Origin of the sequence: Mycobacterium sp. AZCC_0083, assembly GCF_014202335.1 — a bacterium.
Taxonomy (GTDB): Bacteria; Actinomycetota; Actinomycetes; order Mycobacteriales; family Mycobacteriaceae; genus Mycobacterium.
The window spans coordinates 301,868-328,292 of the sequence record NZ_JACHGP010000002.1 but is presented as its reverse complement, the minus strand read 5'-3'; the positions used below and the strand labels follow the sequence as shown (position 1 = coordinate 328,292).

Sequence of the window (26,425 nt, the reverse complement as noted above, 5' to 3'; positions counted from 1 at the left end):
CATGCGAGAGCCCGAGAGCATTCTGCGTGGCGTGCTCGACCAGTGGAAGGCCGCCGTCGACGCGCACGAACCGCAGCGAGCGGCGGCCCTGTTCACCGAGGACGCGATCTTCCAAGGCCTGCATCCGTACAGCGTGGGGCGCCAAGGCGTCGCCGACTACTACGGCGCCCAGCCGATCGGGTTGGCAGCCGAGTATCGGATTCTTGAAACCAGGCAGCTGGCCGACGATCTGATGCTCGGCTATCTGAGGGTTGCCTTCTCGTTCGTCGACCGGCCCACGCTGAACGTTCACCTCGGCGTTCTGGTGAAGCGCGAGGACGACGACTGGTTCATCACGCACTACCAGGTGTCATGAGTACATCGACAACTGAACGCACCCGCTGCACGGCGGAGGCCCTTGCCGAGTGGGTGGTGAAGTCCGATCAGACGGATCTGGGCGTTTCTGCGCCAATGTTGCTGCGGCGCAACATTCTCGACAGCCTTGGTTGCGCAATCGCCGCGCTCGACGGCGAGACCGTGCAGGTCGTGCGTGACACCATCGCAACGGGCGGAGGGGGTGCGACGCTCATCGGAGGCGGTCGAACGAGCGTCGATCAGGCCACGCTGTTCAACTCGGTTGCGGTGCGATACGTCGATCTGCTCGACACCTACCTGACCCCTGGCGGGCTGTGTCACCCCGCGGACAACTTCGGCGCGATCCTGGCCGTTGCGGAAAGCGCAGGTGCCACCGGCGACGAGTTCGTTCTGGCGCTGGCGGTGGCCTACGAGGTGCAGTGCCGGTTCTCGGCGGCCGTCCCCGTGATGGCGCGTGGCCTCAATCATGCACTGCAGCTGGCGATGTCGGTCGCCGCTGGGGCCGCCAAACTGCTGGACCTGTCGGCGGAGCAAACGACCAACGCCATCGCCATCGCGGCGGCGGACAACGTGTCATTGGCGGCGATCCACTCCGAGCCGGTGTCGAATTGGAAGGGCATCTCCCCCGGCATCACCGCCCAGCGTGCGGTGTCCACTACCGCATTGGCGAAACGCGGAATCACCGGGCCGCTTGGGCTCTTCGAAGGACCCAATGGACTCGAGCAGCTGTTCGGGCAACGCATCGACCTCCGCCTCGGCGACCCCGCGTTGGACGTCGTCAAGCACACCCATCTGAAGAAGTACTGCGCGCTCATCCATGGCCAAGCGCCCATCGAAACCGTCCTGGCCCTTGCGAAGGAGCACTGGATCGATCACGAGGACGTCGAGTCGGTCGACGCCGAGGTGTTTCAGACCGCCTACGACATCGCCGGTGGTGGAAGCTTCGGCGACAAGGATTCGCCATCGACCAAGGAGCAGGCGGACTACAACTTGAAGTACCTGCTGGCCGCGGCCTTGATCGACGGCCAGGTCGGGCCAAAGCAGCTCCTGACCGAGCGGATCGGACGCGTCGACGTGCAACGGTTACTGCGTCGCGTCGACGTGCGGCCCAACGCCACGTTCACCGCAAGCTATCCGCAGTCGACACCCGTCCGCATCGGCGTGACGCTGCGAGGTGGCCAGCGCTTCTCACGCGAGCAGCACGACTTCGAGGGAGCACCCGGTCGGCCCTTGACGTGGGATCGGACCGTCGAGAAATTCCATTGGCTGACCGAGCAATACGCCGAAGTAGCATTACGCGACGAGATCGTGGATCGCGTCGAACACCTTGGCGCCAAACCGGTTTCGGAGTTGACCCGACTTCTGGGGGGCGTCAGCCCCGTGCCGCGGCTGCCCAAGACGCGCCGTCCCGTCTGAAGGTGACCCACCGCCCGTTCGGGGCTACGGCGATCACATGGCTGAGCCCGGCCTCCTCGAATGCGGCGACGAAGTCATCGAGGCCTTCGCTGAAGTGAGCCCAGCTGTCGACGTGGGCCGGGATGACCGACTTCGCACCGAGTAACTCGGCAGCCGCGGCGGCCCGCTGGCCCGTGAACGTCAGTGGGCGCCCGTGCTCCTTCGTCGGCACACGCGCCGCACCGGCGAAGATCACCGCGATGTCGACTTCATCGACGCGCTCGGCGATGGCCTTGACTGCGCCGATCGATGCGTTGTCGCCACTGAGATAGACGGTCGGAATCTCAGGGCCGGACAGCACGAAACCGGTTACCTCGCAGTTGACGTGGCCCGTTTCGTTGCGCTGCCCGTCGGCGGGGCCGTGCACCGCCGGAACCGCCTGCACCGTAAGGGATTCTGCGCCGTCACGGCCAGGCAGATCGATGGCCTGCCACGGTTCGAGACCCTTGGCGTTTGGTCCCAACCGGTCCGCGGCACGTGGATGTGTGAGGACGAGCGGCGCCGCTAGCGCCACCCGACGGCCGTCCGCGTCGAGATTGTCGGGGTGCTCGTCGTGACTGATCAATACGACATCGATGTCGCCCAGCGCTGCCGACGGGACGGCCGGGCTCGCGGTCTTCGTCAGGTATCCCTTTTGTCCAGGCGGTTCGAAGGTCGGGTCGATGACCACCCGGAGCCCGGCAATGTCGATCACGGTGGTCGGCCCACCCAGCACGCTGATGGCCAATCCACGCCGTCGATCGTCTACCAGATCGTCCATGCTGCTCACCTCACTGTTGCTCACATCATTCACCGTCGGTGAGTTTGGCGATGCCGGCGCGTCGAAGATTCTAGAGTCGTTGGGTGGCGCAGACGAGTCCGGCCGGTGACGAGGTCCAGCTGGCCGCTGGCCACGTCGGGGATACCGTGGCGCACCTCGAACGCCGCATCTACGCACGCTTCGGCGAGCGAGGGTTGACCAAGGCGGCACGCGACCTCGGTCACCTGGTCGATCTGGTCCACAGCGAGGCCGCCGAGTCTCGGATGCGACTTCGGCGTGCGACGTTGACTGCCCGCGCAGCGAGCGTCGCGATCGTTGCGGGCGCGTTGATCCTGCTGGTCTTCAGCCTGCGCTCGGCCGTCACCGACGGGCTCGCCAAGACCGTGGACTGGGTGCCCCTGACCGAGAGCGCCATCAACGACATCGTGTTCGCCGCGATTGCGGTGGTGTTCCTCTGGTTCTTGCCCGAGCGCATGGAGCGCCGCGCGTTGCTTCGGCTGCTCCATCGGTTGCGCTCGCTGGCCCATGTCATCGACATGCACCAGCTCTCCAAGGATCCGGAGCAGGTCAGCCCGAACTACACGCCGACCGAGCAGAGCGTCGCGCACGGTCTGGACGCCGAGCAGCTGCGCCATTACCTCGGCTACTGCTCGGAGATGCTGAGCCTCACGGCCAAGACCGCAGCGCTGAGTGCCGAGCACAGCACCGATGGCGTCGTGCTCGAAACCATCTCCGGCATCGAGACCCTGACGACCGAGCTGTCCAGCAAGATCTGGCAGAAGATCTCGCTGCTGCCCTGATTCAGGTTTGTCGGGTCGGCGCGTAAACCTCGATCACGCCGTTGTTTTCGCGTACCTGAATCCGCGGCAGCGGCGCAGGGGCGATCGGCAGCTGATGTGTGACCGTCTCCCCGGCGAGGGAGAACGACGTCGAGTGGCAGGGGCAGCGCAGCCGGTTGTCAGGAGCATCCAGCCACAGCCGGCAGCCCTGGTGGGTGCAGATCCCGGATACCGCCTCGAGCTGGCCGTCGACCCGATGGATGAAGCCGGTGACGGAGCCCAGGTCGAAGGCCAGCGTTGCGCCGTCGGGGACGTCGACGCTCGACCCGACCGGAGCCCAGACGCCGGTGTTCGGCTCCATCACGCCCTGCGCCGACGGTGCCGGTGCGGGTGTCTCGTCGTCCCGCAGCAGGGTGCGATCCACCACCAGCCCGGCCGCCGCCGACGCGGCGGCGATCGAGGTGCCGATGACGACCTGCCTTCGGGTGCCAACGGGGCCGCTCCTGGCAGGACGATCGACCCCTCGTGCGTCATCCTCTGCTTGAGCCAGCCGACGATGGAGGTCGGCGACGAACTCCTCGCGCGGTGCGTCACTGCCCAACCGCGCTGCGCGCAGTTCGATGGCGGTCTTCATCTGCTGGGCTTCGACATCGTCCGGGCGTGCGCGTTCCGTCGGCTGCCCCCGTAACAGGCCTTCGACGAAGCGGCGCACGTTTCGGTCGCTCACGTCGTCTCCTCGTCACTCGATTGCGCCGCCATCCGTAGCGCGCGGTGTTGCAACACCTTCGCATTCGCGACGCTCACACCCATCTGAGTGGCCGCCTCGCGTACCGAAAATGCCTGCAGGAAACGCAGTTCCAAAATCCGTCGATAGTTCTGCGGCAAGCTCGCCAACAATCTGCCGACGCGGTCGGGCGCATTGCTCGCGACGGCTTCGGGCTCAGATGCCTCTGGCACGTCCTCCTCGATCGACGTCACCTCCCTGCCCATCCGATCCGCCCAGTACGACGCGAGAACCGTGCGCGCCGTCATCCGAAGATACTTCCGAACCTCGGGCACGCTGGCCGAAACCCGCAGCGGCCGAAGCGCCGTCGTGAACACTTCGGCGGTCAGGTCCTCGGCGTCGGGCCGATTGCCCACCTTCCCGTACATCAGTCGGTACACCCAGGTCACATTGTCGGAGTACACCGCTTCCCAGTCCGGATACGCCGCACCCGTCACCGACCGCAGACCTCCCTCCGAGCGCGAGGTACGCGTGTCCACGGGTCGAGGACGGCGCACTTCATTCTCGCTCGGCATCACCCACCCCCGTCCCGGAATCGCTCTGAGGGTTCGATCAGGACACCGCCGCGGGCGCCTTGGCCCGGCTCATACGGGCGTCGAGGGAGTACGCGCCCGCTCCGACGATGAACAGAAGGACGCTGCCGCACAGCATCGCGATCTCGACGCGGGACTCGTGGAGGAAGTCCCATATGCCGCCTTCCTTCGGGTACAGCGCAGCCTCACCCCACAGGAGGGGCAGTTTGGTGATCGACAGTGCGCCGATCATGTCGACGATCATCGGCACCGCCGCCAGTCTGGTGAGCAGCCCGACCAGAATCAGCACGCCACAGCCGATCTCGAAGGCTCCGTCCAAATAGGCGAAGAAGGTTGGTGAGGGAATGCCGACCTTGTCGAACCGGCCGGGACCCAGCTGATCTGGCCGGAGGAACTTGAGAATTCCCTCGGAGGCGAAGATCAACCCCACGTAGAAGCGGATCAGGATCACCGCCCCAGATGCCCTGGTGGTGGTCAATTGGTGCAGGGATATCTCCCGCTGGATCATCGCGTGCCTTTCTCGCGCCGATAGTGCCGCCACGGGCGGCTCACTTTCTAGATACGGAGTGGGGTTACACCGGCTGGGCTGAGTACGATCAGGCCAGGTAGTGGTGCCTAGGCGTACCGAGGGGGGCCATGGAGCGCAGCCACGAATTCACCATCAACGTGCCCGGCGAGGGCACCTATGTCATCAAGCTGCTCGAGGGCGTAGAGGTCCAGCAGCAGGGCGGCGTGATCATCGGCCGCTGGCCCGCCTTCGACCTGGATGCGGAGAGTGACAACGAGGCCGGGGTCTACCAGGAGCTGCTTGGCGGTCTGCAGAAGCAGATCAGCGGTGGCCCCGACTCGCCGGCGTATGGACCCTTCGCGGCCTACGTTCTCGAGCACGGCAGGCGGCTGTCCGACGAGGAGGTCGCCGCCCAAGAGTTGGCGCGCGTGCGCGCGGTCACCAGCCGCTGGCACGTCACCGACGACGAGCAGTACTCCGTCCGGCTCTGGCAGGACGCCGAGCTGCAGCGCCACGGAGACACGGTCACCTTGAGTGCCTTCGGGCTGGAAGGCAGCGGCCAGCAGGTTGGCCAGGCCCTGCAGGTGCTGAACGGAGCCGTCAACGAGGTCTGCGGCACGCACGACGCGCCAGGCCCGCGCTTCGACGAACTCACCAGCTGGGTGAGGTCGACGGGAGAGCCGGTGTCAGCCGACGTCCTGGCGCAGGAGGCAAGGGACAAACGGGCCTACGAGGTTGCGCGCGAGACGCTGACCGCGATTGCTCCCGACGACATCGCCGCTGAGAGCTCGACCGGCGTCCCGTTGCTCGTTGATTTCTGGGCCGAGTGGTGCGGGCCGTGCCGCCAGGTGACCCCGGTGCTGGCGGCACTGTCCAAGGAGTGGGCCGGGCGCATCGTCGTGCGCAAGATCGACGTCGACCAGTTCGACGGCATCTGGGAACGATTCAACTTCAAGGGCATCCCAGCCATGGTCTTGTTCAAGGACGGCCAGGAGATCCACCGCGTGATCGGGTTCGGCGGGAAGAAGCACTTGGTGTCCGAGCTCGAGCCCCATCTCGCTTAGGCCGCGCCTCACCTAAAGCGTGTCGGCCGCGAGGCGGGCAAGTGTGCGCCGACCGATCCGACTCATGACCGGGTTGCTGTCGACGTAGTACCAAACCAGGCCCATCGCCTGCTGAAAGGCCCACGCCCTCCCCCGTTCCCACTCCAGATCGTCACAACCGAGGCGAGCGCGCAGCAGCCTGCGCGGACCGGCCTCGAGCACGTGCCACGCACATACCAGATCCAATGCTGGATCGGCAGGCGCCAACCCGCCGACGTCGAGCACTCCGGCGAGGTGGCTACCCGACACCAGCAGATTGCCGGGCAACAGGTCGCCGTGGCTCATCACGTCTGGGCTGCCGCCGCGTGGCAGTTCCCGCAGCGACTCCCACATCCGTTGCAGGACAGCCACGTCCAGCAGGGCGCGGCTGCGGTCGAGGCACGTCCGTATCCAATCGTCGTGCGTCTGCAGATCGCCACCTCGGCCACGCCCGGTGAAAGTCCGACCGTGGGTGTCGATGGTCCGAACGGCGGAGATGAACTCGGCCAAATCGCTTGCGAACGTGGTCGATTCGCAGGGGTCCTGCTCCGTGGCCACGGTGCCAGGGAGTCATGTCTGCACCGCCCATGGCAGCGGGTACCCCTCTCCGGGCTCGCCAAGCACGACCGGTTCTGGTGTGGGGAATCGTGTCCGGCCTGCCAGCTGACGGGCGGCTTCCGCCTCGGCGAGCAGCTGGTTCCGCACGACGTCCGCCCCTTCCTCGGCCTCGAGGGGAAATCGAGCCGCAAACCGCTCCCCGATCCTGAAGATGGCGTTGACCGTCCCGTGACTGCTGACAGCGCTAATCGGCAGTGCCCGCCACTGCGGAAACTGCTCGTCGACGAGCGCGCGCACGGTCATTCCCCCGTCGCTTCGCTCGCCCGAGGTGGCCGCCGAGACGGTCAACTGGCCGGCATGCATGTCCACTGCTGCAGCTTGACTCAACCCGATCGGTCCCTGCAACCGAATTCCGATCGTTCTACCCATCGACTCGTACCAGCGTTGTTCCAGTCGATTCCGAGGACTTCAGCAGCCGCATTGCTTCAATGAAGGGTACTGTGTGCACGCGTTGGAATTCGTGTCGATACCAGCGCGTAATTCGGCGAATGTGCAGTATCCTCAGCATGTTTCGGCCATGAGGCGCAAAGTGTTTGGACTCACATATCGTCCCACCGTATGTCCCAAAACACGTGAACTGCCGACGACCACGGTTCGTCTGCCTAGGTATGACAGATACAACGATTTCCACAACGATTGACTCGCAGGCATTGAACCGAACCGGCGCACCAAGCATCGCCGGCACCGGGGTGGCGTTTACGCCGTACCGATACAACCAGGACGAAGTCACGCGCGAGCTCACCAAGGTCGGTGGGCCGGAGTTCATGCGCTTCGCCCGAACGAGCGGGGTAGATCACCGCAACCTGGCACTGCCCGTCTCGCGCTACCCCAAGATGAGCGGTTTCACCGAAGCCAACGCCGCCTACATCGAGGTCGCCTCCGAGCTGGGTCGGCAGGCAGTGTTGTCGGCGCTCGACTCGGCGAACATCGCGCCCGACGAGGTCGACGTCATCGTGATGGTGTCGAGCACCGGAATTGCGGTGCCGACCATCGATGCGCGCATCGCGTCGAGCATCGGCCTGCGGCCCGACGTAAAGCGGGTGCCGTTGTTCGGGCTTGGCTGTGTTGCGGGTGCGGCAGGGATGGCCCGCGTGCACGATTACCTGCGTGGCTTCCCTGGTCACGTGGCGGTGTTGCTGTCGGTTGAATTGTGTTCTCTCACACTTCAGCACGACGACACGTCGATCCCCGCGCTGATCGGCGTGTGCCTGTTCGGCGACGGTGCGGCTTCGGTGGTCGTCACCGGGGCTGACCGGGTGCCGAACAGCCCAACGACGAAGTCGGGCCCGAAGGTGCTCGACACTCGCAGTCGGCTCATCCCTGAAACCGTCGACGTCATGGGGTGGAATGTCACCTCCAATGGATTCCAGCTCGTAATGTCCAAAGACGTGCCGAAGATGGCGGATTCCTACCTCGGCGAGGAGGTCGACCGGTTCCTCGCCGACCACGGTCTGTCGACCGCGGACATCTCGACGTGGGTGTGCCATCCCGGTGGCCCCAAGGTCATCGAATCCATCACCAATGCGATCGACCTGCCGCCGGGCGCCCTTGACCAGAGCTGGAACTCCATGCGCGATCACGGCAACATGTCGTCGGTATCGGTGCTGGACGTCCTTCGACGGACCATCGCCGAGCCACCGCCAGAAGGTTCACTGGGAGTGATGCTGGCGATGGGGCCGGGCTTCGGCTTCGAACTGCTCCTTCTGAGCTGGTAGGGGCGCCGCCGTGTACTACCTTCTGATCCTTGTCGTCGGCCTCGAAAGGCTGCTGGAGCTCGTCGTCTCCCGACGAAACGCTGCATGGTCAATTGCACACGGAGGCAAGGAGTTCGGTCGCGGTCACTATCCGGTGATGGTGGCGATGCACGTCCTCCTTCTCATCGGATGCGTCGTCGAGGTCGCGACGATGCACCGGCCGTTCATTCCGTGGCTCGGCTGGCCGATGTTGGCAGTCGTGGTGGCCAGCACCGTCATGCGCTGGTGGTGCGCGACGGTGTTGGGCAAACACTGGAATCCACGCGTAATCGTCATCCCTGACGCGCCGCTGGTGCGACGCGGACCGTACCGATGGCTGCATCACCCCAACTACACGGCGGTCGTCGCCGAAGTAGTGGCGCTGCCGCTGGTGCATTCGGCGTGGCTGACCGCGATCACGTTCACCATTGCCAACGCGCTCGTACTGAACGTGCGGATCAGAACGGAAAACAGGGCTTTGGGCTACGCGTAAGGCGGGACGGCGCGGATGCGGTGTATGGGCACGCCCATACACCGCATCCCCATCTCAGCCACCGACCACCCCACTGACGATTCGCAGCATCTCCACAGGAATGACACGTATACAGAATCTGTAGGTGGTATCCAGGGAGGCTGAATGGCATACGCGAGTGCCGCGGCGCGGGTCGCATCCGAGCTACGGTCAGAGATCATGCAGGGCGACATCACGCCGGGCTCGCGACTGTCTCAGCAGAGCACCGCCGAGCGGTTCGGCGTCAGCCGCATTCCCGTACGCGATGCCCTTCAGATCCTCGTCGGAGAAGGACTCGTACATCCGGTGTCGAACGCGACGGCCGTGGTGACCGGGATGTCCATCGCAGAGTTGCAGGAACTCTACGAAATGCGTGAGGCCATCGAACCGCTTGCGACCCAGATCGCCGTTCCGAATGTCGGCCGTGCAGAACACATCACGATGCGCAAGCAGCTCCAGATCATGGAGGAACACGCCGATACCCGCACCTGGCTGGCCGCCAACGGTGCCTTTCACGCCGCGGTGTACGAACGTGCGGGCCGTCCGCGGATGATCGAACTCGTCGAACGGTTGCGCCGGCTCACCGACCGCTACATGTACGTCCACATCGAGGTAATCGGTCAGACCGAGCATCTGGTCTCAGAGCATCTGGCCATCCTTGCCGCGGTCGAGAACGGCGATTCCGCGTTGGCCGCCACGCTCACTCGCGAGCACCTGGCGTCGGCGCACGACTTCATCCTCAGGTATCTGATGGACGGCCAGGACAGCGCCGGCACCGATCACTTCGCGTTGAAAGCCTCGCTGACGTCGTGACCGTGAACGGCGGCGATGGCCGGCGCGCGAACGACAACCCCGTCGATCGCGCACTGGTCAGCGAAGCCTTGAATCGGCTGCAGCCGTTGCACCGAGAGATGATTCGACAGGCCCAGCACCTGGGCTGGACGACTTACCGCATCGCCGCCGATCTGCACATCGCCGAACCGGTGGTGAAGTCCCAGCTGCACTCCGCGCTGCACACCTTGCGGCAGTTCCTGGCCGAGCCACCGAACGGTGAGCCTTACTCCTCGTCGTCGATGACGTGAACGGCCGCCTCTTCGGCGGACGCGGCGCTCCCGTCGATGCCGACGTCGGTCGCCAGCAGGTCCGATTCGTCGTCCACGTTCACGCCCTCGTCGGGCGCGACCAGCCGGCCCGCGCGGTCGTCGCCGACCTCGTCCTCCCCGGAGAAGGCCTCGGAGACGTCGGCGCCGGAATCTTCATCGTCGAGCTGCATCGCCGGGTCGGGTTCCTCCTCGGAGAGAAGCTCGTCCAGGGTCTCGTCGTCGCGGGGTTCCTTCCACTTCTCCGGCGGCGAGTAGCCCTCGTCCAGGATGTCGTCGACGCCACGGTCGATGAGGGTGTCCTCCTGGGAAAGCTGATCGTCGTCATCGGTGCTGTACAGACCTGCCGATTCTTCTGGGTTCTCTGGGCTGCTCATAGTTCACCTCGCATGGGCCCAACGATGTCACACCTACGATGCACTCATGACTGAAGACTTCGCCGTCACCGATGTTCCCTTCACCCACGACCCCTGGGTAGCCGCACGGCACCGCTACGACGGGATGCCCTACCGCCGCGTGGGAACCTCCGGGCTGCTGCTGCCCGCGATCTCGCTGGGCCTTTGGTACAACTTCGGCGACAACCGGCCGTTCGACACTCAACGCGAAGTGCTCCGCTACGCCTTCGACCGCGGCATTACACATTTCGACCTCGCGAACAACTACGGACCGCCGTACGGCTCAGCCGAGGAGAACTTCGGCCGCATGATGCGACGCGACTTCAAGCCGTACCGCAACGAGTTGCTCATCTCCACCAAGGCCGGGTGGGACATGTGGCCAGGCCCCTACGGTCAACTCGGCGGCCGGACGTATCTGTTGTCCAGCCTGGATGAGTCACTCGACCGGCTGGGACTCGACTACGTCGACATCTTCTATTCGCACCGCATCGACGTGAACACGCCACTCGAGGAGACGATCGGTGCTCTCGACACCGCGGTGCGGGCCGGTAAGACCCGCTACGTCGGCATCTCGTCCTACTCGGCCGCCAAGACCGCCGAAGCGGCGGCGATCGCGCGGAAACTCGGCACCCCGCTGGTCATCCACCAGCCGTCGTACTCGTTGCTCAACCGGTGGGTCGAGGGTGATCTCGTCACCGAACTGAACAACGCCGGCATGGGGGCCATCGCCTTCACCGCGCTCGCCCAGGGTCTGCTGACGAACCGCTATCTCGACAAGCCTGCGGCTGACATCGCCCGCGCCACGGAGCGCCCGACCTTCGACGACGACCTGGTCACCGGCGAGGTCAACGAGCGCCTGCGGGGACTCGCCGGAATCGCCGAGCGGCGCGGTCAGTCGCTGGCGCAACTCGCGCTGGCCTGGGTGCTCCGCGACGCGACGGTCGCATCCACTCTGGTCGGTGCGTCCAGCGTCGCGCAGCTCGAGGAGAACCTCGGCGCGCTCGACAATCTGGACTTCGCCGCCGAAGAACTCGCCGAAATCGACCGATACGCTTCGGAATCCGGCATCGACCTGTGGCGGGAGAGCTCTGATCTGTGACGTCACCAGGCTCGCCGTCGACCGGCTCCTGCTTGACTGCGACGGCGTCCTCGTCGACTCACACGGCGCCGCTGCCGTCGCCTGGAATCTGTGGGCCAAGCGCTGGGCCCCTGGCTTCGACTTCCACCGCGACATCGAGCACGGACGACGGATCAGGGACGTGGTCGCCGAATTGATCGGCAACCCAGCCGATGTCGCCGCCGCGGCCGTCGAACTGAAGCGGATCGAGATGGATCACGCAGTCGACGTGGAGGCCATCCCCGGCGCACGTGAACTCCTCGACTCCAGCCCCGAGGGAAGCTGGGCAGTCGTCACCTCCGGCAATCGCGGCATCGCCAAGGCCCGTATGGCGTTGGCCGGACTACCGCCGGCATCCGTACTCATCACGGGTGACGACGTGCAGAACGGCAAGCCGTTCCCCGATCCGTACGTCCTTGCCGCCGAGCGCGTTCAGGCACTCCCCCGATGCTGTGCGGTGTTCGACCTCAGCGGTGTTCGCTTCGACGGACACGAACTACGGATCGACGCCAGCACGATCCTCGACGGGTAGCCATCAGAGCGGCGTCAGCGCCTCTGCCGCGGCGATGGTGACCGGACGGTCGGGGTCGGGCACGCCGAGCAACGTCCCCTCCTGCTCGACGGCGGTGGCGCCGAAGCGCAGGGCGTTGGCCAACGCATCGGCGGGCGGCGCACCGGCATCCAGGGCGGCCAGCCAACCGGCGAGGAACGCGTCGCCCGCTCCGACGGTGTTCACGACACGGCGCGCGGCGGCGTGGCCATGCAGTGGCCGGGGCAGGTCGGCATCGACGAGCAGGGCGCCGTTGTGGCCAAGGCTGATCAGCACGGTGCGCACCCCGCGCGCGAGCAGCACCTGTGCCGCGTCGGCCACGTCGCCGAGCGTGGTCAACCCGCGGCCGGCGAGCTCGGAGAGTTCCTCGGCGTTGGGCTTCACCATGTGCGGCAGTCGATCGCCGTGCTGCGAAATCACCCGCATCAGAGCGGGTCCTGACGAATCGACGGCGACGAGCCGGCCCGCGGCCCTGGTGTCGGCAACGGCGTCGGCGAGCCGCTGCGGCATGAAACCTCCTGGGAGACTGCCCGCCCACAGCACCCACTCGCCAACGTCGCTGCCCGCCAAGGCCGTTGCGCACACCGCATCGACCTCGGAATCCGACAACAATGGGCCCGGCTCGTTCACCTTGGTGCTGCGCCCGTCGGTCTCGACGAGTGAGATGTTGCTGCGCACCGCGCCTGCGATCGGCACGTCGACGTGCGCGAGGCCGAGATCGTCCAGCAGCGAGGCGATCTCGCGCCCGGCGCCGCCCCCGATCGGAATGACGGCGCGTACGTCGACTCCGGCGCCGTGCAGCGCGATGGCGACGTTGACGCCCTTGCCGCTCGGCTCCACCATCGTGTCATTGGCCCTGTTGACGTGGCCAAGCGCGATCTGGGGCAGATGAAGTGTCCGGTCCAGGCTTGGGTTCGGCGTCACTGTGGTGATCATCGGGGGTTCATTCCGCCACCTCGACGGTGACGTCCGCCGCCAGTAGCCGCTCGCGTTGCTCGACGGTGATGGCGTCGTCGGTGACGAGGACGTCGACGTCCTGCAGGGTGGCGTGCCTGGCGTGACTCTCGCGGTCGAACTTGCTCGTGTCGACGAGGAACACGCGTTGCCGAGCGGCGGCGAGCATCTCCTGCTTGACCCGCGCCTCCTCGACGTCCGGCGTGGTGAGGCCGCGGCTGAACGACAGTGCATTGGTGCCGAGGAACGCCACGTCGACGTTGATTCCGGCGAGTGCGCTGACGGTGAGGGGTCCGACGGCAGCCATCGTCTCCGGTCGTACCCGGCCGCCGAGGCTGACGGCGGCGATGCCGCGCTGCAGCAGTGTGGCCAGTACCGGCACGGCGTTGGTGTAGACGACGAGCTCGTGGGTGGTCGGCAACAACTCGGCCAGCCTGGACGTCGTGCTGCCTGCGTCGAGCAGGACCGTGCCGCCGTCGGGCACGAAGCGCAGTGCGTGCCGGGCGATGGCGAGCTTCTGCTCGGCTTGGTCGGTCCGCGAGGCGACGTTTGGTTCGTCCTGCCTGCGCTGACAGGGAACGGCGCCGCCGTGCACGCGCCGCAGAAGTTGACGGGCTTCGAGCTGAGCCAGGTCCTTGCGGACGCTCTCCGCGCTGACGCCGAAAAGGTCTGCCAGTCGGGCGCTTTCGACGCGCTGCTCGGTGCGCAGCAGTCGAAGCACCTCGGCCTGCCGCTCGTCGACGAACCACGTCCGATCCCGGTCACCCGTCGTCATCGAGCGGCCAAGTAATCGTCGGGGCCGATCGCACCGGTGGCGCGCGCTGCGAGTACCGCCGCGCCGAGTGCGCCCGCCTCTTCGACGGCCGAGACCTCCAGATGGTCGAACCGGGCCGCCTTCGCCCGCATCACTTCGGCGCTGTGCCGCCATCCGCCGGTGACGATGACGCGCGTGGCCGGACCGACCACGTCGTCCATCGCGCGGTGCAGCGCGAGCGCTTGGTCGGCGGCGGCGGCGACCACCGACCTCCAGACCGCGCCTGGCCCGTCCGACGCGTACTCGGCGTCGGCGTCGAGTACGGTCAGCCCGTCGGGGCCAACGCCGAGTTTCTCGAGCGCACGCTTCTGCGCCAATCCACCCTCGGTGCCGCCGAGCAGGCTCCAGTAGCCCGGCCGGATGCTTGGGTCGGTCGTGATGCCCACTGCGGCCAGCCGCGCGACGTCGGCACGGTTGGGCACATGGGGCACGGTGCGCACCAACGCCTCCGCGGTGCCAGAAGAATCCAATTCGTCGCCGGACCCGACCGCGCGGGCGCCGAGTGCCGAGGCTTGGTGGTCGTGGCCGGCGAGCACGAGCACCGCCCCGCGCAGCAGCGGACTGACCGTCTCGGACGTCACCGTGCCGACCGGCGTGCCCGCCTGAACCAGCGGCGGCATGAGTTCGCGGCGAGCGCCGGACCAGGCCAGCGCGTCGTCCCACCAATCGCATGTCGCCACGTCGAGCCAGCCGGTGCGACCGGCAAGGGACAGTTCGATCGCGATCTCACCACCGAGACCGCGCACCACCCAGCCACCCACGTCGAAGCGCAACGTGGCGGCGCGGCTGGCCGGCTCGTGATCCAGCAGCCAGCGGTGCTTGGTGAGCGCGAACTGGCCGCGCAGCGGCTTGCCCGCGACGCCGCCGAATGCCTCGGCGCCCAACGCGCTTGCGAGGTCGGCGACCTCGGCGCCGTCGCGGTCGTCATGCCAGGCGATCACCGGCGTCAGCGGCCGCTCGTTGGTGTCGGTGAGCACGCCGGACTCCCCCATGCTGGTGATGCCGACCGCGCGCACGGGCACCCCGGCCGCTTCGGCGGCCGCGCTCAATGCGTCGAAGGCACTGCGCAGCAAGGCATCCGCGTCGATCTCGGTGCCCCGCGGGGTGACGTTCCACGTGGTGGTGGCGCGTCCGGTGCCGAGCTCTTCGCCGTCCTCGGCGTACACCACGGCCTTGCTCGACGTCGTTCCGACGTCGAGCCCAGCGAAGGCGGCCACTGGCCCTCCTGCCCATTTTTCGACGTTATTGCTTGCATTGGGGTTTCGTGGATATGGTTGCGTATTGTTGGAAACGCGTCAACCCCGCATCGAGCGAGCAGGAGCGTCATGTCGCTGGTCACGACCGCCGAACTGATCCACGAGGCGCGCCTGCGCGGTGGCGGCGTAGCGGCGTTCAACGTCATCACGATCGAGCACGCGGAGGGCATCATCGAAGGCAGTCGGCGGTCCGGCCGCCCGGTGATCCTGCAGGTGAGCGAGAACACCGTGAAGTTCCACGGCGGTCAGATCCGTCCGCTGGCGGCCGCGCTGAACGCCCTTGCGTCCGAAGCCGACACCCCGGTAGGCCTGCATCTCGACCACGCCGAGAGCGCGGACCTGTGGCATGGGGCCGCCCGCGCCGGCTACTCCTCCGTAATGGTCGACTGCGGGTCACTACCCCACGACCAGAACGTCACCATCACCGCCGACATCACCAAACTGCTTCACCAGCAAGGCCTCTCGGTCGAGGCCGAACTCGGCTACGTCGGCGGCAAGGACACCCAGGTGACCAGCGCGCATGCGCCGGGTGTCCGCACCGATCCGCAACAGGCCGCCGCATTCGTCGCCGCGACCGGCGTCGACGCGCTCGCCGTCGCCGTCGGCAGCTCGCACGCCATGACGACGCAGACGGCCGAGCTCGACCTCGATCTCGTTGCCGCGCTGCGCGACGCGGTGCCGGTGCCGCTGGTGCTGCACGGTTCCTCCGGCGTGCCCGACGACGCGATGCGGGCCGCCGTCCGGGCGGGCATCGTGAAGGTCAATGTCGGCACCGCGCTCAACGTCGCCTATACCGGTGCGCTGCGCGACGCGCTCGCCGCCACATCCAAGGTCGACCCGCGGGCGCCGCTGGAGGCCGCCCGCGTCGCGGTTGCCGACACCGTCGCCAGGCTGCTCGACGTCATCGCCACCTAGCCGCTCGGCGGGAGAGGGTCGGCGGGTGAGGGCTAGCAGTTCGACTTGTACGCCGCTGCGCCGCCCTCGCCGTCCAGGTTGTCCTTCGTGATGATGGTGAATCCGGTCTGCACGTCCTTGGTGTTCTTGCCTCCGTCGAGCGCAGTCACGGCTTCGTCGATGCCGAATTTGCCGATGAGACTGGGCTCTTGGGCGACGAGCGCCTGGACGGTGCCCTCCTTTAGCGCCTGGATCTGATTCGGCCCTGCGTCGAAGCCGACGATCTTCACCTGGCCGCTCTTGCCTGCCTGCTTGACCCCGGTGGCCGCGCCCTCGGCGGCGAACAGGTTGGCAGCAAAGACACCGACGAGGTCGGGGTCCTTCTGCAGCTGGGCGCCGATGAGCTGGGCCGCGGTGGCCGGGTCGTCGTGGCTGTACTGCACGCCGACATAGGTGAACTTGGAGTCGGCCTTGACGGCGTCCTCGAAGCCCTTGGTGCGGGCATCGGTCGTCGAGATGCCGGGATCGACTCCCATCACCATGACCTTGCCGCCCTCGGGATGCAGCTTCTTGATGGCATCGAACGCCGCCGCGCCGCCACCCACGTTGTCGCTGGCGATCGCGGACACCGCGAAGGACGGGTTATTGGTGGTGGTGTCGACGAGCACCACCTTGATCCCGGCCGCGGCCGCCTGCTCGAGGGGCTGCTGCATGGCCTGCACGTCGGTCGGTGCGACCAGCAATGCGTCGGGCCTGCTGGCGACGATCGAGTCGACGATGGGCTTCTGCAACGTCGGGTCGAACTTCTGCGGGCCCTGGGTGTTGACCGTGACGCCGAGCTTGGCCGCTTCGTCCTGCGCGCCGCACTGCATCGTGATGTAGAACTGATCGCCGGCCACGCCCTGCAGGAACTGAATGTTGTAGTTCTTGCTCGCCTTCGCCGGAGCCGCAACGGTGGTGGCCGCTGCTTCCGAAGTGGCAGGGGCCCCGCTCGACGACTCACCGGCGCCGCTCGACGTCGGCTTCGACGACGTACACGCCGGGAGTGTGAGCACTACCGCTCCCAATGCTCCCGCGACGAGCATTCCGCGCTTACGGTTCACTGGCGTTCCTTTCATTGGGAGCCTCTTCGTTTGAAGAGGTTTCTTGTCCGCGCACTGCGCATGGCCGCGGCGCGCCTGGTTTGGTCGACGTAGACGGCGGCGATGAGCACCGAGCCGACCGCGACGCCCTGCCAGAACGGCTGGACGCCGATGATGACGAACCCGGACTGCAACACGGCCGGGATGAACAGGCCGACGACGGTGCCGAAGATCGTCCCGTAGCCGCCGAAGATGGACGTGCCACCGATCACTACCGCGGCGATGACGTTGAGGTTCGTCAACGACTGCCCGGCGATCGTCGTGGTCCCGTACTGCGCGAGCGAGAGCAGCGCGCCGACGCCTGCCAGGGTTCCGGCCAGCGCGTACACGAACACCAGGTGTCGCGTCACCTTGATGCCGGTGCGCCTTGCGGCCTCCTCGTTGGAACCGATGGCATACGTGTAGAGGCCGAACTTGGTCTTGTGCAGCAGGATTCCGCCGATGATGAGGACGATGAGCGCTACGAAGGGCAGGCCAGGAATGCCCAAGATCTTCGTGTATGCGCTGAAGTCGGTCAGTTCGGCTGGCACCGAACGGATGTCGATGCCGCCGGTGACCACCTGCGCCAGACCCAACGCGATCGAGAGAGTGCCGAGGGTGACGATCAACGCGGGAACCTTGGCCCTGGCCACCAGGAAGCCGTTGAACGTGCCCCACGCCATGCCGCTGATGACTGCGGCGACCAACCCGACGGCGGCCACGCCCAGTCCACTGCCGCCCATCGCCGCCATCGCCTTGGCTGCGACCACGGACGAGAACACCAGCACCGAACCCACCGACAGATCGATGCCCGAGGTGATGATGACGAACGTCATCCCGACGCCGAGCACCGCCCACACCGCGACGTTCTGCGAGATCAGCGAGAAGTTGCCTGCGGACAGGAAGCGATCGCCCGCGATGACGGTGAAGAACAGGCAGATGACGACGAGGACTCCGAGGATCCATACCGCCTGCAGCCCGAGCGCTCTCTTGAGCAGCGACTGCGTCTGGTTGACCTCGTCGCCGCCGCCGCCGCTGACGACGGCCGGTTCGTTGGCTGCGTTGCTCATACCTCGACTCCCGCTCGCTCCGGTCCTCGCTCGTTCCTCGCTGCGATCCTCACTCGCGCTCGTCTTCGGGGTACTCACGCGGCGCCCTCCCTCGTGTCGAGTGCGCCGGTCATGGCGCCCACTAGTTGCTCCACGGACGTGTCGGTTCCTCGATAGGTGGCGACGCGCCTACCGAGGCGCAGCACCTGGATGCGGTCGCACACCTCGAGCACGTGCGGCATCGAGTGGCTGATGAGGACGACCGCAATGCCCTTGTCCCGCACGCGCTTTATCGACTCGAGCACGTTCTTGGTCTGCACAACGCCGAGGGCGGCCGTCGGCTCGTCGAGGATGACGACCTTGTCTGCCCAGGCGATGGCCCGCGCGATCGCGATGCCTTGCCGCTGCCCGCCCGACATCGACCCGACGGGCGAGGTCAGCGATCGCACCGTCGCGCCCAGTTGGTTGAAGGACGCGGCCGCCTGGCGGCGCATCTCCTTGTCGTCCATGAAGCCGAGCTTGCCGAGGATCCCCTTGCGCGCAATCTCCCTGCCGAGGAAGACGTTTTGGACCGGATCGAGATGCGGCGCAAGCGCCAGATCCTGGTACACGACCTCGATGCCGAGGTCGTTGGCCTGCCGGGGGCTGGTCAGCCGCACGGGTTCGCCCTCGAAGCAGATTTCGCCCTCGTCCAGTTCGAGGCTGCCCGACAGTGCCTTGATGAGTGTCGACTTGCCGGCGCCATTGTCGCCGATCAGCCCGACGACCTCACCTGCGCTGACGTCGAAGTCGGCGCTGTCGAGTGCGCGGACGTGGCCGAAGCTGCGCGAAATGCCCCGCGCCTCAAGCAATGCGGTCATGCGGTTGTCCTTCCCTTCGGTGGCCAGGTGGTGCCCGGCCGGCAGACGAGCAGTCGGGCGTCGCCGTCGACGTGCCAATCACCGGAGCCGGCGGGGACGACGAGCGTCTGACCCCTCCTCACGTGGAGTGCCCGGCTGCGCGAACCCGTCAGCGCACCGGTTCCTGACAGCACCACCGCGATGGCGAACCCGGCGGGTACGTCGACGCCCGACGTCAGCAGCTCCATGCGGAAGAACGGCGCGGCCTCCTCGGGCAGCACCTCGACGAGGCCTGCAACGTGAGCGGCCGTGTGCCGGGTCAGCGCGGCGACGTCTTGGAGTGCGGAGGTGTCCGCGACCGACAGCGCTAGGTCCCTTGGCAGGCCGAGGAAGATCTCGTCGTCGGACGCCGTGGTGTTGGTGCGTTCCAACAAGATTGACTGATCGGTGGGCTCCTGGGCCTCGACCAGCAGAATGCCAGCACCGATCGCGTGCGGTGTGCCGCCAGGCACCAGCACGCCGTCGCCCGGTCGCACGGGGATCCGGTGCATGAGCGCCAGCATCGCCTCGGCGTCCTGTGCGTCGACGAGCGCCGACATGCGGTCGGAGTCGACGTCCTCGCGCCAGCCGACCCACACGGCGGCATCGTCGTCTGCCTCGAGGACGAACCACGCCTCGGTCTTGCCGTAGGCGCAGCCAAGGTGCGTCGATGCGAATGAGCGGGTGGGATGTACGTGCACTGGGAGACGCTGCCCGGCGTCGAGCAGCTTCACCAGCACACCCGTGTCACCCGGCTCGCCGTCGTCGCGGCCGAGCCAGTCGCACGGATCGGCGAGGACCGCATCCCGTAGCAGTGTGCCGTCTTCGAGTCGTGCGGGTCCGAGGCTTGGCTCGCCGTAGCGGGCGACGGTGGCGCCCACCCACTCCTCGGGTGAGCGGTCACCGACCGGCGGCAGGCCGCGCCAGGCGGCCAGCGCGGGCCCGCCCGCGTACCAGTGCGGTACGACGTTGGGCGGCAGGACTTGTGGTTGCACGATCACCTCTCCGTATTGGTCCGATGGATCTGGTTCAGGCGACGATGACGACCTTGTGCGCGGTCGGGTCGGCGCGCAAGGCGTCTAGCGCTTTTCCGTAGTCGTCGAGCCCGAATCGGTGGGTGATGATGCCGTCGGTGCGAACCCTGCCGCCGCGGAGCGCGTCGATGGCCGCACCGAATGACGTCATCTCGGCGAAGGATCCCTTGATCGTGATCTCGCGCCGGAACACGTCGAACGGGTGGAACCGAACGAGGTCGCTTTCCCTGGTGACTCCGTAGATCAGTACGGTGCCGCCGCGGCGGGTCAGGGGCACGCAGATGTCGCCGACGGTCGGCGAGCCGGTCGCTTCCACGACCGCGTCGTAGCCGTCACCGTGTGGCGAGACCGCAAGCAGCGCAGCGATGTTGGCGTCCGGCTCGTCCCGCGAGATCTGTACCACCTGGTCCACGCCCAATCGGGATGCGGTGTCGAGTTTGAACTGGCTCGGGCCTGCGACGGTTACCGAGGACGCGCCACCTGACGCGATGAGTTGGGCCAGCAGTAGCCCGGTCGGTCCTGCGCCGAGCACCAATGCGCTGCCGCCTGGACGCATCTGCAGCGTCTCCAGGCCGTGCATCGCGCACGACGTCGGCTCACTGAACACCGCGGTGTCAGCGGGCAACCCCTCCGTCGAGAACACCAACTTGTGATCGGCGACGGTGTATTCGGCGAAGAACCCCTGGAAATTGCTGCCGTACCCCAACATGCCCGCGCACTGTCCGAGCCGGCCCGCCAGGCAGTAGGCGCACTGGCCGCAGTACACGTTCGGATTCACCGTGACCTGCTCGCCGAGCTGGAATCTGTCCACGCCGTCGCCGAGCTGATCGACAACGCCGACCAGCTCGTGGCCGGGTATCAGTGGGAACACCGCGCCGAAGTCACCCTCGTGGATGTGCAGGTCCGTTCCGCAGACGCCGACCTGGCCGACCTTGATGCGCACCTGTCCCGGCGCGGCCTCGGGCGTGGGGACGTCGGTCACCGACCACGTCTTGGGGGCGTCGTAGTGCACGGCCTTCATGTGCCCGGTTCGTCCTCTTCGTCGAGTCCTGGGTTCCTCGAGTGCGCTGTGTTACCTGGGTCACTCTGGACCGGGACAGTACGCCACCTCCGCCCGTATGTCACCGGTGTCAGAAAATTCGACACAAAATCTGACATCGGTGACATACTGGCCGCCGACCGAGGCGAGGAGGAATCGTCGATGGCCACGATGCGCGAAGTCGCACTGCGGGCGGGCGTGAGCGCCAAGACGGTTTCGCGCGTCGTCAACAACGACCGCTACGTCTCCGCGGACGTCCGCGAACGCGTCGAGCGAGCCATCGACGAACTGCAGTACGTGCCCAACATGCTCGCCGTGACGTTCCGTACCGGCCGCGACGCCGCGATCGGTGTTGCAGTGCCCGGCGTCGCAGATCCGTTCTTCGCCAGCATTATTGACGCCGTCGAGCGCGAGGCCAGCCAGCGTGGGGTCGCGGTCATCGTGACGAGTGTCGGCTGGGAGCCGTCGCACGAACAACGGTCCATCGAGGCGGTTCTGCACCGGCGGGTGGCAGGCATGATCATCTGCCCCGTCGGCCCCGACATGTCCTTCCTGCGAACGTGGCAGGCGCGCACGCCGTTGGTGTTCGTCGACCGCGTGCCCGGTCGATTGGCTGCCGACGCCGTCGTGCAGGACGACGTCGGTGGCGGACGCGAGGCGACCAGGCACCTGATCTCGCACGGACACCAGCGCATCGCGTTCGCCGGCGACCAGGCCGTGACCGGAATGCTGCGCCTGCAGGGCTGCCAGCAGGCGCTGGCCGACGCGGGTCTCCCGCAGCGCAGCGATCTCGTGCACCTCGGTGCCGTGGACATCCCGACGGTGACTGCGGCGCTGCGCCGCATGCTCGATGCCCCCGATCCGCCGACCGCGGTGTTCTCGTCGAACGCCCGCTGCACCGTGTCGCTGGTATCGGCACTGCAGACGTTGCGCCGCAAGGACATTGGTGTCGTCGGTTTCGGTGACTTCCCGACGGCCGCCGCACTCAACCCCGCGGTGACGGTGATCCATCAGGACGGTGACGCGATGGGACGCTTCGCCGCAGGCCAACTCTTCACCCGGCTCGACCAGCCAAATAGGCGGCTGCGGCGGCGCACCGTCCTGCCGGTTTCGCTGGTGACGCGCACGTCGTGTGCGATGCCTGGCGAGAAGGTGCGCGCCGGACACGGCGAGGTCGTCGACGGCGTCGGCGCATGACCGCGCGGCCGGTGGTGCTGCTGTCTGGCGCGCCGGCATCTGGCAAGAGCACGCTTGCGCACCTGGTTGCACGCGAGCTGCACGCGGCCGTGATCGACCAGGACGTCGCGACAGGTCCACTCGTCGAGGTCGTGCAAGGGCTGGTGGGCGTCGATGACCTCGACGATCCGCGGCTGGCCGGGCTGACCCGAGATGCGCGCTACCGGGTGGTGCTCGGGCTCGCCGTCGACAACCTCGCGGCGGGCATGCCGGTGGTGCTGGTCGCCCCGTTCACCGCCGAGCGCGCCGAGCCGGCCGCCTGGGCGGAGACACACGACCTGCTGGTGGCCGCGGGCGGTGTGCCCATGCTGGTGTGGCTGCGCCTCGAACCCGCCGAGATGTTGCGGAGGCTTCGCGAACGCGCGTCAGACCGGGACGCCGCGAAACTCGCCGACGAGGCTGCGTACCTCTCCGGAGCGGCGGCGACGGCATGCCAGGCGCCCGTCGTGCCTCATCTCGCTCTCGATGCCACCCTGCACCCCGCTGAACTGGCCCACGCCGTCCTCGACGCGCTGCCCCGGTAGGTCTTGCCATCGATGGCACAATCCGACAGACTGATTGATGCCATCGATGGCACAACGTTGGAACGTGGGAGTGGGTGTGGTGGACAAGAGCATCTTGCGCGACGTCGCGGTGGCGGCCGGGGTGAGCCTGCGCACCGCATCGCGCGTGCTCAACGAGGACCCCAAGGTTGCGGTCGTCACCCGCGCCCGCGTGCAGCAGGTGATGCGCGACCTGAAGTACACCCCCGACTCGATGGCGCGCTCATTGCGCGCAGGCACCGACACCGCCGTGGCCATGGTCGTCGAGTCGATCGCCGACCCGTTCTTCTCCGCGATGGTGGAAGCCGTCGAGCGGGCCCCCTCGAACAGCGGCAAGTCGGTACTCGTCGCCTCCACGCACGGGGACGCCGCCCGCGAGCGCGACGTCGTCGAGCAGATGCTCTCGCGCCGGGTCTCGGGCATGCTGTTGGCCCCCACTGCAGGCGACCACTCGTGGCTGCGCACCGACACACCGCTGGTACTCGTCGATCGCGCTGCGCCAGGACTCGACGCCGACGTCGTCGGGATCGACGACGAGGCCGCAACGGCGGATGCCGTCAACCACCTCGTCGCGCACGGTCACCGGCGGATCGCATACGTCAGCGACCATCCCGTGGTGCCGACGTCGCGCGCTCGACTGGCCGGATACCGGCGCGCCATGGCCGCACACGGGCTCGACCCGGACCCGCGGCTCGTGCACGCCGAGTGCCCCGACCCGTCCTCTGCGGCGGAGGCGACACGAAACCTGTTGGGTGCCAACGTTCCCCCGACGGCGCTGCTGAGCGCGGCGACCCGCTGCTCACTCGGCGTGGTGCCGACGTTGCATGCCCTCGGCCGAACCGACGTCGCGCTGGTCTGCTTCGGCGACTTCGCCATGGCCGACCTCCTGCAACCCGGCGTTACCGTCGTCGACCATTCGGCTGAAGCCGTCGGCGCCGCGGCCGCCACCCGGCTCGCCGAGCGGATCGCCCACCCCGACCTGCCCGTGTCGACACTCCACGTGCCCGTGCGACTGATCCCGCGCGGCTCCGGGGAGCTGCGGCCATGATCACGCGCGACGCGGTCGCGGGTGTCGACTTGGGCACCACGATGTCGAAGGCCTTGTTGCGCACGCCAGATGGCGAGCAGCTGGCATTGGTCGAGGCTCGAACACCGTGGACGACGACGCCGGACGGCGGCACCGAACTCGACGCCGAGTGCTTCGTCGAACTCACCGTCGAACTGCTGCACCGCGCCTACGAACATGCCAGCGCCGTTGCGCCACTTCGGGTATCGGCGATCGCCGTGGCGGGGCTTGCCGAAAGCGGTGTGCTGCTCGACGGTTCCGGTAGTCCGCGGACACCCGTGGTTGCGTGGTTCGACCGCCGCGGTGCTCGCCAGATCGAGTCGATGGCCGTGCGCGACGGGCACTTCGGATCCGCGTTCGTGCGAAGGACGGGGCTTCCGTTGGACTGCCAGGCCAGCGTCGCGAAACTGTTGTGGTTCGTCGACGACGGCATCGAACTGACATCCGCGCACCGCTGGCTCAGCGTGCCCGAGTACGTCGTGCACCGGCTCGGCGGCGAGCTCGTGTACGAGCCGTCGCTGGCCTCCCGAACCGGCCTGCTCGACCAAGCGACCGGCGCACCGTGGACCGAAGGTGCGGCACACCTCGGACTGCCGCCGACACTGCTGCCCGCCCGTCAGCCGTACGGCGAAGGCGTTGGCATGCTGGCGCACAACGGATTACCCGCAGGCCTGCAGAATGCCGCGCTCGTGGTCGGCGGGCACGACCATGCCGTTGCGGCCATCGGTGTCGGTGCGACGGGCCCCGACGAACTGTTCAACTCCACGGGAACCGCCGACGTCGTCGTGCGCTCGTTGCCCGGTGTTCTCACCGACGAGCAGCGCGAACACCTGGTCGGAAACGGTGTCTCGGTCGGCATGCACGTACTACCGGGCACCAGCGCGCTCATCGGCGGGGTCCGCGGCGGTCTGTTGCTGCGCCGGGTGCTCGCGCTGCTGGGCAGGACCACCGCGGCCGAACGAGACATACTCGACCTCGCCGCGTTGGCGGTCGGGGCGCTGCCTGCCGGCCTCGAAGTGTCAGGGGCAGGCCCGACGGGCGACGACGTGGTTTTGCGGGTGCGCGACGGCGCCGATCCAGCCACCATCTGGGCGGCGGCAACCCGCTACACCGCGCGCGAGACCAAGTCCCTGCTCGATCTGATGGAAGCCATCGTTGGCCCTCACTCACGGGCGGTTGCCAGCGGGGGGTGGACCCGAATGGCGAGTGTGCGGGCCGCGAAGTCCGCGGTGATCGACCACCTGACGTTCTCCGAATCAACCGAGCCCGGCGTCGCCGGTGCTGCCATGTTGGCCCAACGGGCCATCGTCCCAAGCCCCGTCTAGAAGGAGCGAAATGTCCACCCAGTCCACCACCCAACCGGTCCGCACACTTGCCGACATCGCGGCGAACGGCGTGTTCTCGATCATCGCGATGGACCAGCGAAACACGTTGCGCCGCATGTTCAGTGCCGTCGGCATCGAGGCCACCGACCAGGACTTGGTGACGTCGAAGACCGACGTCGCCCGCATCCTCACCCCGTTGGCGAGCGGCATCCTGTTCGACCCGACCTACGGTGTCCCCGCGGTCACCGGCACCGGGGCGCTCGCCGAGTCCTGCGGTCTGCTGGTGGCCTCCGAGCCCGCCGAGCGCGGCAAGTTCGGCGTGGAACCGATCACGCGGCGCGACCCGGCGCTGGACTCTCAGTGGGTGCTGTCGCAGGGCGGTGACGCGAACAAGTTCTTCGCCCAGTTGCGCGCCGACCGTCCCGCCCCCGCGGCCGGCGAGCCAGATCTCGTCGAGCAATGCCTGCAGGCCGTGCGCGACGTCGTCGAGGACTGCAAACGGGTCGGCATTCCGTCGGTGATCGAGAACCTGGTGTACCCACTCGATGACGAAGACCTCTCGGGCAAGCGCCGCGAGGACGCCGTCATCGAGGCGGCCCGCGCGCTGAACGAGATCGACTGCGACCTACTGAAGCTCGAGTACCCCGGCTCCCCCGAGGGGTGCCGCCGGCTGGCCGAGGTGCTCGACCGGCCGTGGGCGGTGCTGTCGGCGGGCGTCCCGTTCGACGACTTCACCAAGGTGCTGCAGATCGCCTTCGACGAGGGCGGCGCCTCGGGATTCATCGCGGGCCGGTCGGTGTGGCGCGAGTCGCTGCAACTCGCGGGTTCCGAACGTGAACGATTCCTGGTCGACGTCGCCCGCCCGCGCCTCGAGCGGCTCATCGCGGTGGCCGCCGATCGTGCCCGTCCGTGGACGGAGTTCGCGGGACGTTGATCGC

29 protein-coding genes and 1 pseudogene are annotated in these 26,425 nt (G+C 67.3%); 16 read left to right on the top strand and 14 right to left on the bottom strand.

Going from position 1 to position 26,425, the window contains the following annotated elements:
- The first annotated feature begins 1 nt into the window (after position 1).
- Positions 2-355, top strand: coding sequence for a hypothetical protein (locus HNP02_RS05250; RefSeq protein WP_184435786.1), 354 nt, complete (start codon positions 2-4; stop codon positions 353-355).
- On the top strand, positions 352-1,770 hold the full coding sequence (locus HNP02_RS05245) for an MmgE/PrpD family protein (protein WP_184435783.1): 1,419 nt from the start codon (positions 352-354) through the stop codon (positions 1,768-1,770). Before HNP02_RS05250 ends, HNP02_RS05245 begins: the two co-directional genes overlap by 4 nt.
- On the opposite strand, the gene HNP02_RS05240 is transcribed toward HNP02_RS05245, so the two are convergent.
- Complete coding sequence (locus tag HNP02_RS05240) at positions 1,727-2,569, bottom strand: MBL fold metallo-hydrolase (protein WP_184435781.1); 843 nt, start codon at positions 2,567-2,569, stop codon at positions 1,727-1,729. The genes HNP02_RS05245 and HNP02_RS05240 overlap by 44 nt on opposite strands.
- 83 nt (positions 2,570-2,652) lie before the next feature.
- On the opposite strand from HNP02_RS05240, the gene HNP02_RS05235 reads away from it, so the two are divergent.
- On the top strand, positions 2,653-3,369 hold the full coding sequence (locus tag HNP02_RS05235; RefSeq protein ID WP_221317189.1) for a hypothetical protein: 717 nt from the start codon (positions 2,653-2,655) through the stop codon (positions 3,367-3,369).
- 1 nt (position 3,370) lies between these two features.
- Here HNP02_RS05235 and HNP02_RS05230 read toward each other — a convergent pair whose 3' ends face one another.
- From HNP02_RS05230 to HNP02_RS05220, 3 genes are read right to left on the bottom strand one after another with little or no spacing between them, the layout of a single operon-like run.
- Positions 3,371-4,075 carry a Rieske (2Fe-2S) protein gene (locus HNP02_RS05230; protein WP_184435779.1) on the bottom strand — a complete coding sequence of 235 codons (705 nt, stop codon included), beginning with the start codon at positions 4,073-4,075 and terminating at the stop codon, positions 3,371-3,373.
- Complete coding sequence (locus tag HNP02_RS05225; RefSeq protein WP_184435777.1) at positions 4,072-4,647, bottom strand: RNA polymerase sigma factor; 576 nt, start codon at positions 4,645-4,647, stop codon at positions 4,072-4,074. Before HNP02_RS05225 ends, HNP02_RS05230 begins: the two co-directional genes overlap by 4 nt.
- Positions 4,648-4,684: 37 nt before the next feature.
- A complete protein-coding gene (locus HNP02_RS05220; RefSeq protein ID WP_184436532.1) occupies positions 4,685-5,173 on the bottom strand; it encodes a DoxX family protein in 489 nt (162 codons plus the stop codon).
- Positions 5,174-5,301: 128 nt separating this feature from the next.
- Here HNP02_RS05220 and HNP02_RS05215 point away from each other — a divergent pair, with 128 nt between their 5' ends.
- Positions 5,302-6,237: a co-chaperone YbbN gene (locus HNP02_RS05215; protein ID WP_184435775.1), complete on the top strand. Its 936-nt coding sequence runs from the start codon at positions 5,302-5,304 to the stop codon at positions 6,235-6,237.
- Positions 6,238-6,249: 12 nt separating this feature from the next.
- Here the strand turns inward: HNP02_RS05215 and HNP02_RS43650 are convergent.
- Positions 6,250-7,176 (bottom strand): annotated as a pseudogene (locus tag HNP02_RS43650) (aminoglycoside phosphotransferase family protein).
- 305 nt (positions 7,177-7,481) lie between these two features.
- On the opposite strand from HNP02_RS43650, the gene HNP02_RS05205 reads away from it, so the two are divergent.
- The 4 genes from HNP02_RS05205 to HNP02_RS05190 all read left to right on the top strand — a co-directional run bounded on the left by HNP02_RS05205 (position 7,482) and on the right by HNP02_RS05190 (position 10,199).
- The gene (locus HNP02_RS05205) at positions 7,482-8,588 is read left to right on the top strand and encodes a type III polyketide synthase (protein ID WP_184435773.1); all 1,107 of its coding nucleotides are present in this window, start codon (positions 7,482-7,484) and stop codon (positions 8,586-8,588) included.
- A 10-nt stretch (positions 8,589-8,598) separates the two neighbouring features.
- Positions 8,599-9,099, top strand: coding sequence for an isoprenylcysteine carboxyl methyltransferase family protein (locus HNP02_RS05200; RefSeq protein WP_184435771.1), 501 nt, complete (start codon positions 8,599-8,601; stop codon positions 9,097-9,099).
- Positions 9,100-9,243: 144 nt separating this feature from the next.
- Positions 9,244-9,930: a GntR family transcriptional regulator gene (locus tag HNP02_RS05195; protein ID WP_184435769.1), complete on the top strand. Its 687-nt coding sequence runs from the start codon at positions 9,244-9,246 to the stop codon at positions 9,928-9,930.
- Positions 9,927-10,199, top strand: coding sequence for a hypothetical protein (locus HNP02_RS05190; RefSeq protein WP_184435767.1), 273 nt, complete (start codon positions 9,927-9,929; stop codon positions 10,197-10,199). Before HNP02_RS05195 ends, HNP02_RS05190 begins: the two co-directional genes overlap by 4 nt.
- On the opposite strand, the gene HNP02_RS05185 is transcribed toward HNP02_RS05190, so the two are convergent.
- A complete protein-coding gene (locus HNP02_RS05185) occupies positions 10,175-10,594 on the bottom strand; it encodes a DUF5709 domain-containing protein (RefSeq protein WP_184435765.1) in 420 nt (139 codons plus the stop codon). The genes HNP02_RS05190 and HNP02_RS05185 overlap by 25 nt on opposite strands.
- Before the next feature lie 46 nt (positions 10,595-10,640).
- Here HNP02_RS05185 and HNP02_RS05180 point away from each other — a divergent pair, with 46 nt between their 5' ends.
- A complete protein-coding gene (locus tag HNP02_RS05180; RefSeq protein ID WP_184435763.1) occupies positions 10,641-11,711 on the top strand; it encodes an aldo/keto reductase in 1,071 nt (356 codons plus the stop codon).
- On the top strand, positions 11,620-12,261 hold the full coding sequence (locus HNP02_RS05175; protein ID WP_309241446.1) for an HAD family hydrolase: 642 nt from the start codon (positions 11,620-11,622) through the stop codon (positions 12,259-12,261). The genes HNP02_RS05180 and HNP02_RS05175 overlap by 92 nt, the downstream gene beginning before the upstream one ends.
- A 3-nt stretch (positions 12,262-12,264) precedes the next feature.
- Here HNP02_RS05175 and HNP02_RS05170 read toward each other — a convergent pair whose 3' ends face one another.
- From HNP02_RS05170 to HNP02_RS43645, 3 genes are read right to left on the bottom strand one after another with little or no spacing between them, the layout of a single operon-like run.
- The gene (locus tag HNP02_RS05170) at positions 12,265-13,215 is read right to left on the bottom strand and encodes a 1-phosphofructokinase family hexose kinase (protein WP_184435761.1); all 951 of its coding nucleotides are present in this window, start codon (positions 13,213-13,215) and stop codon (positions 12,265-12,267) included.
- Between the two features lie 7 nt (positions 13,216-13,222).
- On the bottom strand, positions 13,223-14,008 hold the full coding sequence (locus tag HNP02_RS05165) for a DeoR/GlpR family DNA-binding transcription regulator (RefSeq protein ID WP_184435759.1): 786 nt from the start codon (positions 14,006-14,008) through the stop codon (positions 13,223-13,225).
- Positions 14,005-15,264, bottom strand: coding sequence for an L-fuculokinase (locus HNP02_RS43645; protein ID WP_184435757.1), 1,260 nt, complete (start codon positions 15,262-15,264; stop codon positions 14,005-14,007). Before HNP02_RS43645 ends, HNP02_RS05165 begins: the two co-directional genes overlap by 4 nt.
- Before the next feature lie 108 nt (positions 15,265-15,372).
- Here HNP02_RS43645 and HNP02_RS05155 point away from each other — a divergent pair, with 108 nt between their 5' ends.
- Positions 15,373-16,218 carry a class II fructose-bisphosphate aldolase gene (locus HNP02_RS05155; RefSeq protein ID WP_184435755.1) on the top strand — a complete coding sequence of 282 codons (846 nt, stop codon included), beginning with the start codon at positions 15,373-15,375 and terminating at the stop codon, positions 16,216-16,218.
- Between the two features lie 32 nt (positions 16,219-16,250).
- Here the strand turns inward: HNP02_RS05155 and HNP02_RS05150 are convergent, their stop codons facing one another.
- From HNP02_RS05150 to HNP02_RS05130, 5 genes are all read right to left on the bottom strand, one after another.
- The gene (locus HNP02_RS05150; protein ID WP_184435753.1) at positions 16,251-17,300 is read right to left on the bottom strand and encodes an ABC transporter substrate-binding protein; all 1,050 of its coding nucleotides are present in this window, start codon (positions 17,298-17,300) and stop codon (positions 16,251-16,253) included.
- 11 nt (positions 17,301-17,311) lie between these two features.
- Positions 17,312-18,388 (bottom strand): ABC transporter permease, encoded by a 1,077-nt coding sequence (locus HNP02_RS05145; protein WP_184435751.1) that lies wholly within the window; start codon positions 18,386-18,388, stop codon positions 17,312-17,314.
- A gap of 74 nt (positions 18,389-18,462) precedes the next feature.
- Entirely contained in the window at positions 18,463-19,227 is a 765-nt protein-coding gene (locus HNP02_RS05140; RefSeq protein WP_184435749.1) for an ATP-binding cassette domain-containing protein, read from the bottom strand.
- On the bottom strand, positions 19,224-20,240 hold the full coding sequence (locus HNP02_RS05135; protein ID WP_184435747.1) for a class I mannose-6-phosphate isomerase: 1,017 nt from the start codon (positions 20,238-20,240) through the stop codon (positions 19,224-19,226). Before HNP02_RS05135 ends, HNP02_RS05140 begins: the two co-directional genes overlap by 4 nt.
- Positions 20,241-20,274: 34 nt before the next feature.
- On the bottom strand, positions 20,275-21,300 hold the full coding sequence (locus tag HNP02_RS05130) for a zinc-dependent alcohol dehydrogenase family protein (protein WP_184435745.1): 1,026 nt from the start codon (positions 21,298-21,300) through the stop codon (positions 20,275-20,277).
- 180 nt (positions 21,301-21,480) lie between these two features.
- On the opposite strand from HNP02_RS05130, the gene HNP02_RS05125 reads away from it, so the two are divergent.
- From HNP02_RS05125 to HNP02_RS05105, 5 genes are all read left to right on the top strand, one after another.
- Positions 21,481-22,515: a LacI family DNA-binding transcriptional regulator gene (locus HNP02_RS05125; protein WP_184435743.1), complete on the top strand. Its 1,035-nt coding sequence runs from the start codon at positions 21,481-21,483 to the stop codon at positions 22,513-22,515.
- Positions 22,512-23,078 (top strand): AAA family ATPase, encoded by a 567-nt coding sequence (locus HNP02_RS05120; protein WP_184435741.1) that lies wholly within the window; start codon positions 22,512-22,514, stop codon positions 23,076-23,078. Before HNP02_RS05125 ends, HNP02_RS05120 begins: the two co-directional genes overlap by 4 nt.
- A gap of 79 nt (positions 23,079-23,157) precedes the next feature.
- The gene (locus tag HNP02_RS05115; protein WP_184435739.1) at positions 23,158-24,144 is read left to right on the top strand and encodes a LacI family DNA-binding transcriptional regulator; all 987 of its coding nucleotides are present in this window, start codon (positions 23,158-23,160) and stop codon (positions 24,142-24,144) included.
- On the top strand, positions 24,141-25,487 hold the full coding sequence (locus HNP02_RS05110; RefSeq protein ID WP_184435737.1) for an L-fuculokinase: 1,347 nt from the start codon (positions 24,141-24,143) through the stop codon (positions 25,485-25,487). The genes HNP02_RS05115 and HNP02_RS05110 overlap by 4 nt, the downstream gene beginning before the upstream one ends.
- 10 nt (positions 25,488-25,497) lie before the next feature.
- Positions 25,498-26,421 carry a hypothetical protein gene (locus HNP02_RS05105; protein ID WP_184435734.1) on the top strand — a complete coding sequence of 308 codons (924 nt, stop codon included), beginning with the start codon at positions 25,498-25,500 and terminating at the stop codon, positions 26,419-26,421.
- Positions 26,422-26,425 lie beyond the last annotated feature (4 nt).

What these genes read in the sequence shown, in the direction of transcription:
- HNP02_RS05155 (WP_184435755.1), top strand. Translation starts at nt 15,373, where the DNA reads ATGTCGCTGGTCACGACCGCCGAACTGATCCACGAGGCGCGCCTGCGC.
- HNP02_RS05125 (WP_184435743.1), top strand. Translation starts at nt 21,481, where the DNA reads ATGGCCACGATGCGCGAAGTCGCACTGCGGGCGGGCGTGAGCGCCAAG.
- HNP02_RS05170 (WP_184435761.1), bottom strand. Translation starts at nt 13,215, where the DNA reads ATGATCACCACAGTGACGCCGAACCCAAGCCTGGACCGGACACTTCAT.
- HNP02_RS05105 (WP_184435734.1), top strand. Translation starts at nt 25,498, where the DNA reads ATGTCCACCCAGTCCACCACCCAACCGGTCCGCACACTTGCCGACATC.
- HNP02_RS05205 (WP_184435773.1), top strand. Translation starts at nt 7,482, where the DNA reads ATGACAGATACAACGATTTCCACAACGATTGACTCGCAGGCATTGAAC.
- HNP02_RS05245 (WP_184435783.1), top strand. Translation starts at nt 352, where the DNA reads ATGAGTACATCGACAACTGAACGCACCCGCTGCACGGCGGAGGCCCTT.
- HNP02_RS05130 (WP_184435745.1), bottom strand. Translation starts at nt 21,300, where the DNA reads ATGAAGGCCGTGCACTACGACGCCCCCAAGACGTGGTCGGTGACCGAC.
- HNP02_RS05240 (WP_184435781.1), bottom strand. Translation starts at nt 2,569, where the DNA reads ATGGACGATCTGGTAGACGATCGACGGCGTGGATTGGCCATCAGCGTG.
- HNP02_RS05140 (WP_184435749.1), bottom strand. Translation starts at nt 19,227, where the DNA reads ATGACCGCATTGCTTGAGGCGCGGGGCATTTCGCGCAGCTTCGGCCAC.
- HNP02_RS05180 (WP_184435763.1), top strand. Translation starts at nt 10,641, where the DNA reads ATGACTGAAGACTTCGCCGTCACCGATGTTCCCTTCACCCACGACCCC.
- HNP02_RS05215 (WP_184435775.1), top strand. Translation starts at nt 5,302, where the DNA reads ATGGAGCGCAGCCACGAATTCACCATCAACGTGCCCGGCGAGGGCACC.
- HNP02_RS05145 (WP_184435751.1), bottom strand. Translation starts at nt 18,388, where the DNA reads ATGAGCAACGCAGCCAACGAACCGGCCGTCGTCAGCGGCGGCGGCGGC.
- HNP02_RS05250 (WP_184435786.1), top strand. Translation starts at nt 2, where the DNA reads ATGCGAGAGCCCGAGAGCATTCTGCGTGGCGTGCTCGACCAGTGGAAG.
- HNP02_RS05120 (WP_184435741.1), top strand. Translation starts at nt 22,512, where the DNA reads ATGACCGCGCGGCCGGTGGTGCTGCTGTCTGGCGCGCCGGCATCTGGC.
- HNP02_RS05165 (WP_184435759.1), bottom strand. Translation starts at nt 14,008, where the DNA reads ATGACGACGGGTGACCGGGATCGGACGTGGTTCGTCGACGAGCGGCAG.
- HNP02_RS05220 (WP_184436532.1), bottom strand. Translation starts at nt 5,173, where the DNA reads ATGATCCAGCGGGAGATATCCCTGCACCAATTGACCACCACCAGGGCA.
- HNP02_RS05185 (WP_184435765.1), bottom strand. Translation starts at nt 10,594, where the DNA reads ATGAGCAGCCCAGAGAACCCAGAAGAATCGGCAGGTCTGTACAGCACC.
- HNP02_RS05110 (WP_184435737.1), top strand. Translation starts at nt 24,141, where the DNA reads ATGATCACGCGCGACGCGGTCGCGGGTGTCGACTTGGGCACCACGATG.
- HNP02_RS05225 (WP_184435777.1), bottom strand. Translation starts at nt 4,647, where the DNA reads ATGCCGAGCGAGAATGAAGTGCGCCGTCCTCGACCCGTGGACACGCGT.
- HNP02_RS05195 (WP_184435769.1), top strand. Translation starts at nt 9,244, where the DNA reads ATGGCATACGCGAGTGCCGCGGCGCGGGTCGCATCCGAGCTACGGTCA.